8 protein-coding genes are annotated in these 9,937 nt (G+C 61.0%); 3 read left to right on the top strand and 5 right to left on the bottom strand.

Features of this window, described 5'->3' with window-relative positions:
- The 4 genes from rsxC to CYR52_RS21720 all read right to left on the bottom strand — a co-directional run.
- A partial coding sequence (gene rsxC / locus CYR52_RS21705; protein ID WP_101829418.1) for an electron transport complex subunit RsxC occupies positions 1–2,015 on the bottom strand: 2,015 nt, incomplete at its 3' end.
- A complete protein-coding gene (gene rsxB, locus CYR52_RS21710; RefSeq protein WP_072933082.1) occupies positions 2,008–2,583 on the bottom strand; it encodes an electron transport complex subunit RsxB in 576 nt (191 codons plus the stop codon). The genes rsxC and rsxB, both read right to left, overlap by 8 nt.
- The gene (gene rsxA, locus CYR52_RS21715; protein WP_072933084.1) at positions 2,583–3,164 is read right to left on the bottom strand and encodes an electron transport complex subunit RsxA; all 582 of its coding nucleotides are present in this window, start codon (positions 3,162–3,164) and stop codon (positions 2,583–2,585) included. The genes rsxB and rsxA overlap by 1 nt, the downstream gene beginning before the upstream one ends.
- 76 nt (positions 3,165–3,240) lie before the next feature.
- Positions 3,241–3,678 carry a DUF2569 domain-containing protein gene (locus CYR52_RS21720; RefSeq protein WP_072933086.1) on the bottom strand — a complete coding sequence of 146 codons (438 nt, stop codon included), beginning with the start codon at positions 3,676–3,678 and terminating at the stop codon, positions 3,241–3,243.
- A gap of 313 nt (positions 3,679–3,991) precedes the next feature.
- Between CYR52_RS21720 and CYR52_RS21725 the strand changes: the two genes are divergently transcribed.
- The 3 genes from CYR52_RS21725 to CYR52_RS21735 all read left to right on the top strand — a co-directional run bounded on the left by CYR52_RS21725 (position 3,992) and on the right by CYR52_RS21735 (position 8,527).
- On the top strand, positions 3,992–4,639 hold the full coding sequence (locus tag CYR52_RS21725; protein ID WP_072933088.1) for a TipAS antibiotic-recognition domain-containing protein: 648 nt from the start codon (positions 3,992–3,994) through the stop codon (positions 4,637–4,639).
- A gap of 424 nt (positions 4,640–5,063) precedes the next feature.
- Entirely contained in the window at positions 5,064–5,558 is a 495-nt protein-coding gene (locus CYR52_RS21730) for a hypothetical protein (RefSeq protein ID WP_072933090.1), read from the top strand.
- Between the two features lie 203 nt (positions 5,559–5,761).
- Positions 5,762–8,527: a hypothetical protein gene (locus CYR52_RS21735; protein WP_101829419.1), complete on the top strand. Its 2,766-nt coding sequence runs from the start codon at positions 5,762–5,764 to the stop codon at positions 8,525–8,527.
- 174 nt (positions 8,528–8,701) lie between these two features.
- Here CYR52_RS21735 and CYR52_RS21740 read toward each other — a convergent pair whose 3' ends face one another.
- Complete coding sequence (locus CYR52_RS21740; RefSeq protein ID WP_101829420.1) at positions 8,702–9,340, bottom strand: hypothetical protein; 639 nt, start codon at positions 9,338–9,340, stop codon at positions 8,702–8,704.
- Positions 9,341–9,937 lie beyond the last annotated feature (597 nt).

Raw genomic sequence — 9,937 nt, forward strand, 5'->3', positions numbered from 1 at the left:
TCAGCTGAAGCGGCTTGCGCGGGTTCTGCCTCTGCCGGTGCAGCGTCAGCCGGTTCTGCCTGCGCGGCGCGTTTTGCTTTGGCACGGGCGACAGCGGCGGCCACCGCGGCTTTGCGTTTGTCGTCGTCGGTGGGCGTGGTCTGGCCGTCGGCATCCACCACCTCGGCGGTGCCGAAATCGGCATTTGCCTCGACCGCTTTTTTCGCTTTGGCACGGGCCACGGCCGCCGCGACTGCGGCTTTACGGGCATCATCCGCGCCGGTGTCCGGCGTGGCAGCCGCCGGGGCAGCGTCCGCTTCAGCGGCTTTACGGGCTTTAACGCGGGCGAGGGCGGCCGCGACGGCAGCTTTGCGCGGGTCGGCGTCATGGTGCTGTTCATCTTCAGACTGCGACGTCTGATCCACCGGGATCTCCGCCTCTATGGCGGCCCGGCGGGCGCGGCGCTCGGCACGTTCCGCCTCACGCACGGCCTCATCCAGCGGTTGCGCGGCTTTCTTCGCCGCGACCCGTGCCACTGCGGCCTGCACGTCATCATTCTGGCTGTCGTCGAGCCGCACGGCGGCCTGTTTATGACGTGCTTCACGGGCCAGTTTCTCCCGTTCCATCCGCGCCTGTTTGGCTTCGAAACGCGCTTTGGCGTCAGCCGCGCGCGCCGCTTCCTGATCCAGCTCGCGGATTTCCGCCTTCTCCTGCCGGTAGTACTGCACCAGCGGAATGTTGCTCGGGCAGACGTAGGCGCAGGCACCGCACTCAATGCAGTCAAACAGGTTGTAGTTGCGCGCCTTCTCATGCTCCTGGCCGCGGCTGAACCAGTAAAGCTGTTGCGGCAACAGACCGGCCGGGCAGGCATCAGCACACTGGCTGCACCGGATACAGGCCTCTTCCTCCTGCGGCTTGCCCATTTCGCTCTGCGACGGGGCCAGCAGACAGTTAGTGATTTTCACCGTCGGCACGTCGAGGTGCGGCAGGGTGAAGCCCATCAGCGGCCCGCCCATGATCACCAGTTGCTGATCGTGCGGGCGGAAACCGGCATCGTTCAGTAACAGCGACACCGGCGTGCCGATGCGCGCCCAGACGTTGCCGGGCTGGCCGACCGATTCACCGGTCAGCGTCACCACGCGCTCAATCAGCGGCTCACCGTGGACGATGGCACGGGTAATGGCGTACAGCGTGCCGACGTTCTGCATCAGCACACCGATCGACGAGGAGTGTTTGCCGTGCGGCACCTCCTGCCCGGTGAGGATGCGCGTCAGCTGTTTGGCACCGCCGGACGGGTATTTGGTCGGGATCACGCGCAGCTCAAGTTTCACGCCTGGCGTGGTGTCCTCTTTCAGCGCCCGCTTCAGCGCGGCAATCGCTTCCGGCTTGTTATCCTCAATGCCGATGATCACCCGCTCCGGGCGCAGGATATGGCAGAGGATGCGGGTGCCGGTAATGATCGCCGGGGCGTGCTCCTGCATCAGCCGGTCATCGGCGGTGATGTAAGGTTCACATTCGGCAGCGTTGACGATCAGCGTTTTCACGCCGTGCCGGCCGCCCTGCAATTTGGTGGCGGTGGGGAAGCCCGCGCCGCCGAGACCGGCGACGCCCGCCTGGTGGATGCGTGCGATCAGGTCGTTGGCGCTCTGCTGGTGGTAATCCGCCACCGGCGACAGTTCACACCAGCGGTCTTCGCCGTCGGCATCCAGCACCACGCACAACTCTTTCAGGCCGGAGGGGTGGGCGGTGATGCGCGGCTCAATGGCGCGCACGGTACCGGAGGTCGGCGCGTGTACCGGCAATGTGCGCCCGCGCCCGGCGGTGAGCGGCTGGCCTTTCAGCACCGGGTCACCGGCACGCACCAACAGCTCACCCTCAGGGCCGAGGTGCTGTTGCAGCGGGATGATAAAGGTGTCGCTGAGCGGCGCAGTACGCAGCGGCGCGTGGCTTGACTGGGTTTTCATCTCCGGCGGATGGATGCCGCCGGCGAAATCCCAGATCCTGTGTTTATTCAGGGCTTTGAGCAGGTTAAACATGCTGGCCCTCCGTGACGACGCGCACCGGGATGGTATTCAAATCCCATTTCCAGTTGGCGGTGGTGGTTTTTACCGGGATCATTTCAATACAGTCAGTTGGGCAGGGCGCGACGCAGAGGTCGCAGCCGGTACAGAGATCGGCCACCACGGTGTGCACGGCACGGGTCGCGCCGACGATCGCATCCACCGGGCAGGCCTGGATGCATTTGGTGCAGCCGATGCAGTTGCTCTCATCCACAAAGGCGACTTTACGCACCGGATGCGTGACAGTGTCACCGCCATCCAGCGGCTGTTGCTCGACGTTCAGCAGCTCTGCGATCTTCACCATCACCTGCTCGCCGCCGGGCGCACATTTATTGATTTTTTCGCCGTTGGCCACCGCCTCGGCATAGGGGCGGCAGCCGGGGTAACCGCACTGCCCGCACTGGCTCTGCGGCAGCAGGGCATCCACCTGCTCGGCCACCGGATCTTCGTCCACTTTGAAACGGCGCGAGGCGTAACCCAGCACCAGCCCGAAAATCAACGCCAGCGGCGTCAGCGCCGCAATGGCAATCCATAACGCGCTCATCAGAATTTCACCAGCCCGGTAAAGCCCATAAAGGCCAGCGACATCAGGCCGGCGGTGACCAGCGCAATCGACGACCCGCGGAACGGCGCAGGCACATCGGCCACTGCCAGGCGTTCACGGATGGCGGCGAACAGCACCATCACCAGCGAGAAACCGGCCGCGGCGGAAAAACCATACACGGCGGATTGCAGGAAGTTGTGCGATTCGTTGATGTTCAGCAACGCCACGCCCAGCACCGCGCAGTTGGTGGTGATAAGCGGCAGGAAGATCCCCAGCAGGCGGTAGAGTGACGGGCTGGTTTTGCGTACCACCATTTCGGTGAACTGCACCACCACCGCGATCACCAGAATAAAGGAGAGCGTGCGCAGGTAAATCAGGTCGAGCGGCAACAGGATAAAGCTGTTGATCGCCCAGGCGCTGATGGAGGCCAGCGTCATCACGAAGGTGGTGGCGAGCCCCATGCCGATGGCGGTTTCCAGTTTTTTGGAGACCCCCATGAACGGGCACAGCCCCAGGAATTTCACCAGTACAAAGTTGTTTACCAGCACAGTGCCGACAAACAAGAGCAGGTATTCGGTCATTGCAATGCCTGAAAGTCTGAAGTCAAAAGAACCGCTGCCTGCCGCAGGGCCGCATCGGCGCGGGCAGGTGGCGGGGTTAGCCAATAAACGTCTGTTTTACCCGGCGGGAGCGGGAGAAATAAGGCACCAGCAGGGCCGCCGCCAGCAGCGGGGCCAACAGGCTGCGCACCGCAAAATCATCCGGCACCGGCGCAAACGCAAAGCTTTTAATCGCCAGCAGCACCGTCACCAGCAGCCAGAAAATATAGAGCCGCGGCACGATGCGTTTACGCTGGGTGAACTGCCACAGTACCCAGGCGCTGAACAGCCACATCGCCAGCGCCGTCACCAGTGACAGATACCACGGCAACGCCATGCCGGTGGTGCCGAGGAGCCGGGCGCGCGAGTCACTGTGGGAGAGCGCCATCCCGTAGAGCGAAAGCGTCAGCGTGTTGCCCAGCAGCGTCATGATCAGATAGGCCAGCGGGGCCAGCAACCATCCGCCAATGCGCGGGGACTGTTGATTTAGCGACATAAAAAACCTTTGTGCAGGATGAAACAACGCGGGAGGCCCGCATTCAGCCGGCACATACTACCAGAGTGAAATTCCCCGGCTTATCAAGAATGTGTTGTAAAAGCCGATCGGCTTTAAGAAAAAAACAGGCGGATTGGGAAAGACCGGGGGGCAAAGGCCGGGCAGGAAACAGGCCGCGCTCAGCCGGGGCGCGCACGGGGCCGGTACTCCCACCCCTGCTGTTTCCGGATGCCGCCCGGCCGCCGGTATGCGGTGATTTTTCGGCAATCCGCTATGCTGGCATGTAGGGTTGATAACGTGGGAGTCAATAGCGATGTATGAGAAATATTTTACCCAGGAGGAGCTGACCCAACTGCCGCTCTCACAGGTTGATGAAGCACGCGATACCGAGTGGCGGGCATTGGTAAAAGAGGCAGAGTGGCTGCTGGAGAACCGCACCCTGCCGCAGGAACCGGCGGCGCGGCAACTGGCGCTGCGCTGGATGCTGGCGCTGGAGCGTGACACTGCCTGTAACCCCGATTTCCTTAACCGGCTCAACCAGATGCATGAGCAGGAACCAGAGGTGCGTGCGGCCATCGGCATGACGCCGGAGATCGAAGCCTTTATTACCCGCGCCTTTGCGGAGAATAAAATGCAGCTCCTGCGCCGTTACCTGAATGATGACGAATACGCCTTTCTCTATGAGAACTACCCGAAGCAGATGTCCGCCTGGCCGCCGCTTATTGCGGATATGCGCCGGGCGATGGAGCAGGGCATTGCCCCGGAGTCGGCCGACGCGCGCCCGCTGGCCCAGCGCTGGATGGCGCTGTTTTGTGCCTATGCAGGCAATGACCCGCAAACCCATGCCAAAATCCGCCTGGCGATGGAGGAGCAGCCGGAACTCTCCCAGGGCACCTGGCTGGATGAGCCGTTACTGCAGTGGTTGCGGCAGGCGGTGGCCCACCTGAACCGGCACGCCTGACGCCGCATTCGCCCCCGCGCCGGGCCAACCTGGTGCGGGATATCCCTTCCGGCGGCGGTTTTTGCGCCACGCTTGCCCGCCTTTCTTCTGTTTTCCGGCTAACAATTGTCATATCCCGCCTGCCTGCCGCATAACTGATGATCCCCCTTAATCATTCAGGTGTACCGTATTACCCCATATTGTTCACTGCTTTTAATCTGATAAAAAAACCTGGCCGTTATTTTCCCGGCCAATACCGGCAGCTCGCCGCGCCTATTTCCCACCCCCCCGTAAAAGAATGAGAAATAAAGGGCGCTAATGCCCTGTTTTTACCTTCCTCCCTGCCCGTTAATGGGCGCATCAATGAGAACCGCGAGGCTTTTTTATTTCGCTGTCACACCTCATTCACCCTCATGCCGCAGCTCATAGAGGTCAATGAGAGAAAATGAAACAGGTGAACTTTATCACTTACCCCGCTGATGTTATGCCTTTAATGAATCGCAGGGAGTGGGATGACATTGAAATAAAGGATGTATTAATTAACGGAGGTTTTACCATGAACGAAAATATCCGAGATAACCCGCAAGCCCGGCCGGAAAAAACAGAGCAAGCGGGAGAGGCAGTTACGGTGGCGGCAGGTGCCGCGCCGGGCCTTCAGCAAGATGCCGATGCACGGCCGGCAGCCCTGCGTTTCCTGAGCAGCCACTTTCTTTACCTGTATGCACTGTGCGTCACGTTGCTGACGTTTCTGTTTTTGTTCATGGCCTGTTTCTCGCCGTCCGTCAATATTGACCAGCGCGAAAACATGATTAATACCGTGACCGGTTTTCTTTTGGGGGTCGCGCTGTCGGCCATTATCCAATATTTCTTTGGATCAAGCCTGAGCAGCAAACTCAAGGAGGAATCAGGGGGGATACAACACAGGGGGCAGGGAAAATAACCCCTTTTATACAGGGAACATCCCGGCTGTAAAAATAACAGGTTTTGTGCGCTCATGCCGCGTCAGGGAATGCGGGAGGGGGCAGGGCGCACGCCCTTTTATTTCATAACGTGCTGTTGGTCATTAATGCGTAACGAGATGCTTTTATTTCTGCGGCTAACTCCGCCAGGCCGCATTTACTCCACATTAAGAAGAGGTACATTATGTTCTATTTCCGAGCCAACCAAGTGAAATTGACCAGTAATGGGTCAACCCGGACCCTGTTTAACTGGCGCAAAGTTCTGTCGGACGTGAAATTAATCAGCTTTGTGACCACCAGCCAATCTATTTTACCCGACATTGACACCTGGCTGGACAGTAATGATCCGGCCCAGAAAACCGCGCTGCTGGCCCGCGCGGTGCAGAGCGTCAGCTCCTCGCAGATCCTGACTACCGTGGAAAATGTGAAGGACAACGCCCGCCTGACCTTCGGCACCACCGGTTACAACCTGTTCCAGAGTGACAAAATTCCGGAAGACGTCAACTGGTGCCTGATGGCGATCAAAAGCAATAAGGACACCCGTGAACTGGGGTCGGTGTTTTCATCGATCGCTGACCATGCGGAGTTCCATAACTTCGCCACGTCGCTCGGCTCGCTGGTGGCCACTGCCGCCAACCCGGCCTTCCGGGCCGGGGTGGAGATCACCAAGTTTGTCACGGAGGTGATGTCCCAGCGGTTGCAGGATGAGGACGACGAGCAACTGGGCCTGCTCTACCTCTCCCTGAACCGCAAACAACACTACCCCTACGGTGAGCGCAAAGAGAATGCCGTCACTGACCTGACCGGGAACATGCTGGTGGATTACTCGATCTTTGGGGTGGAAGAGGGGGCGGCCCAGCAGAGCGCCCAGAATGCCGCCCCGCAGAACGGCAGTGAACCGGCACCGTCAGAACTGGCAAAACAGACCGTTGAGGCGGGGCTGGCGGCGGCTGCGGCGGCGGCCCGGCAGACCCTGGCGGAGAAAGCCTCTGCGGCGGCCACCGTACCGGACCAACCGGCTGACGTGCTGGCAAAACGGGCAAAAGCCTTCCTGAAAGAGCGCGAAAGCGGCGTGCTGGACCAGGCACGGCAGATCATGGCCGGGATCGCGGGCGCGGCGGCGTCTGCGGCCGGTGACGCCGCCGGCCAGGCACTGACTGACCTCACCACCCAACTAGGCGCGGCGGCCCTCAAGGCGATTACCGGCAACGCGCCGCCGGTGGGCACCCCGGTGCAGGGCATCGCACCGGTGTCGGCGATCCCTGACCAGCCCGCTGACGTGCTGGCAGGGGGCACCGGCACCAGCCAGGCCGCCACCCAGCCCACTGGCGGCAGCGGTACGGAGCCGCAGGACGGCACCACCAGCGGTGACCCCGGCGCGTCCGGCGCACCGGGCGCACCGATCGCCAACGTCACCCAGAAAACGGTGGTTGAGGCGGGCAGCGCCCCGGTGGGGGATGTCCTGCCTGCCGGCACCGAGCCTGCGCCCGGCGTGCCCCCGAGCGGCAAGGAAGTGATCGGTGACACCCCACCGGATCGCGTCCCGCCTGCGGGCCAGGATCCGGCCACAGGCGGGGCACCGGCCCCTGACAGCGCCGCCCAGCCGGCCCCTGACGCCCAGCCTGCGGCCGCCCCGGCCGACCAGCCGGCGGCTGACGCGGGCAGTAGCGCCATCCCGGACCAGCCGGCGGATGTGCTGGCCGCCGGTACCGGCACCGATAACGCCGCCACCCAGCCGAGCGGCGGCAGCGGCACCGAGCCGCAGGACGGCACCAGCAGCGGTGACCCGCGCACAAACATGCCCCTTGGTAACATCACGGAGAAACAGATGATCGAAATTAAGGCCGCGGCAGCCCCGTCGGGGGATGTGCAGCCGGTTGGGAAAGAGGTGCCTGATCCGGGCGGTAAAGAAGTGATTGCCGAAACCCCGCCCGAACACTTACCGCCTGCCGGTCAGGATCAGCCTGCGGCTGCCCCGGCTGCCGCACCGGCCGGCCAGCCGGCGGCGGATGCGGGCAGCAGTGCCATCCCGGACCAGCCGGCAGATGCGCTGGCTGCCGGTACCGGTACCGATAACGCCGCGACCCAGCCGAGCGGCGGCAGCGGCACCGAGCCGCAGGACGGCACCACCAGCGGCGATACCGGCGGGGCGATTTCCGCCAGTACACCCACCAGCGGGGAAACTCAGGCGGTCACTGAGGCGGCGGCATCCGCTGCACCGGTAGACGGGGTGCAGACGGCGCAGCAGGATGGCCCGACTGAAGCAGGGGAGTACTCCCCGGACGCGGTGGCCAGCGGTAAAGAGGTGATCGCCGAAACCCCGGCCGACGCGGTGCCTGCTGCCGGCCAGGATCAGGCTGCCCCGGCAGGGGGTGAGGCAGCGCCTGCGGCCCCCCAGCCCGCCGCCGCAGACAGCAGCGCGGCAGCGGCCCAACCCGCCGATGCGGCTACCGGGAGCGCTGCCACCCAGCCCACCGGCGGCAGCGGCACCGAGCCACAGGATGGCACGGCCAGCGGCGATTCAGCCGGCGGCCAGGACACCGCCGGGAGCGCGGCTATCCCGGACCAACCGGCCGAGGCGCTGGCCGCGGGGCAAACGGTGACACCGGCCGCCGGGATCATTGTGCAGTCAGAGGATGGCAGCACGGTTGACGGCAGCCAGCCCGCCGCAGAGGCGGCAGCGGCAGAACCGGTAATCAATGGGAGCAGTGCCCAGCCGGCAGCGGCACCCGCTGTACCGGAGTCGGCAACGCAGGCGGCAACGGAGACGGCAGCGGCGGAACCGGCCGGCAGCGACGGTGACGCAGACGACATCGGTTTCCAGGAAATCGTTGTTGGTTCCGCGCCCGATGCCGCCGCGCCCGCCGGAGGGCAGCCCGCTGAGGCAGGTCAGGCAGTGGATCCGGGCAGCGATCCGGCGGCTGGGGATGCGCAAAAAACGCAGAAATAGTGGTGAGCAGAAATGACAAGAGTGGGCCGGGGCCCACTCTTTTTTTACACATATCAAATATCGCCGCCTGGTTCCTCCGCCGGGGTAGGGGAGCCCGCGGAAGGTTTTTAGAGACGGGACAACGGGGAAAACGATAAGCGCCCGAGAAAAAAAGGCATGTTAATAAAATAGGGATTACTCAGTAACCCTGACGCTTTTTTTCATCCGCTCCCGTGCTTTTTGCACGGACTGCTGTGAGCGGCCGGGGAAAAGGCGCAGCAGTTCAGGCAGGCTCAGATCCTGATGGCGTTGCAGCAACTGCCGCTCATGCTCATTCCAGCGTTGCTGGTGCACGGCGTTATCTGCCTTACTGTGGTATGTCAATTTCAGCGCGCCGGCTTTCAGCTTTATCGCCGCTTCGGTTCTGCCCGGCAGCTTTTGTGCAACTTGTGTGCCCATGCTCGGGTAGTGCCGGGCCAGCACCGCAATTTCATGTTCACTCCAGCCACGAGCGCTGCTGATCCCCATTTTAATCGCCATAGCAAACACGGCATTGCGGTTTCTGCCCGGCAGCAGTGCACAAACCTGCTTTATCCCCGCGCCGCCGGCGTAATGGGTACGGATAACCTCTTTTTCATCCTCAGTCCAGGGCACCATTTTCAGTTTGCTTATCCCGGCATTATGCGCAGCAAGTCTGACCGCTGAGGAAGTGCGCCCCAGGATATCAGCAATGGCTTTTGTCGGCAGCCGGTGGTAACTGCGCTCAAGGAACTGCAGTTCATCGATCGTCCATGTTGAGCCGTGGTTTCGGCACGCCTGATTTTTTTTGCTCATGGGATAATATCGGCAACATCGCGATATAGAGGGGGCTCTGACGCGTGCTGTTTGGCTTTTATGATAAGGCACATAGTACGTGCTTTGCAGAGGCACTATCAACGTTCTATTGTGAACTTATTTTCACGATTAGGAATTTCATTACTCTTTTTGAATTCTCATTTCGACTGTTAACGTGTTTTTATTTTCTTTGTCATGGCGATGAGCCTGTTTTGATGGAAATGAGTGTAAAGAAATGAATAGTTTTTGTGAATGATTTATCAGGGTTTCCTTCGGGATAAACATAACTGAACGTCGGGTTGTATTAATGGGATATTGACTCAGGCAATGAGTTAACCCTTTTTTGTACGGTTTGCTACAGATGTTTCTTATATCGTAAAGTACAAAATAGATAAAAATGTTTTTTAAATTTTGTCTTATTCACCCCCGCTTTTTTGAGTGGTAGCGTACCCAAAAGTATTTCTGCTTCACCTCTTATTCTTATTGTGAATCACCTTCACTCAGGTATTCCCCTGCCTGTTATAAAAGGAGTTATCGTGTCCAGTTCGTTTCAAAATGAGATCCCCAAGGCCCGCGTTAATATAAAGCTTGATCTGC

The organism is Chimaeribacter arupi (assembly GCF_002858805.1).
Lineage (GTDB): Bacteria > Pseudomonadota > Gammaproteobacteria > Enterobacterales > Enterobacteriaceae > Chimaeribacter > Chimaeribacter arupi.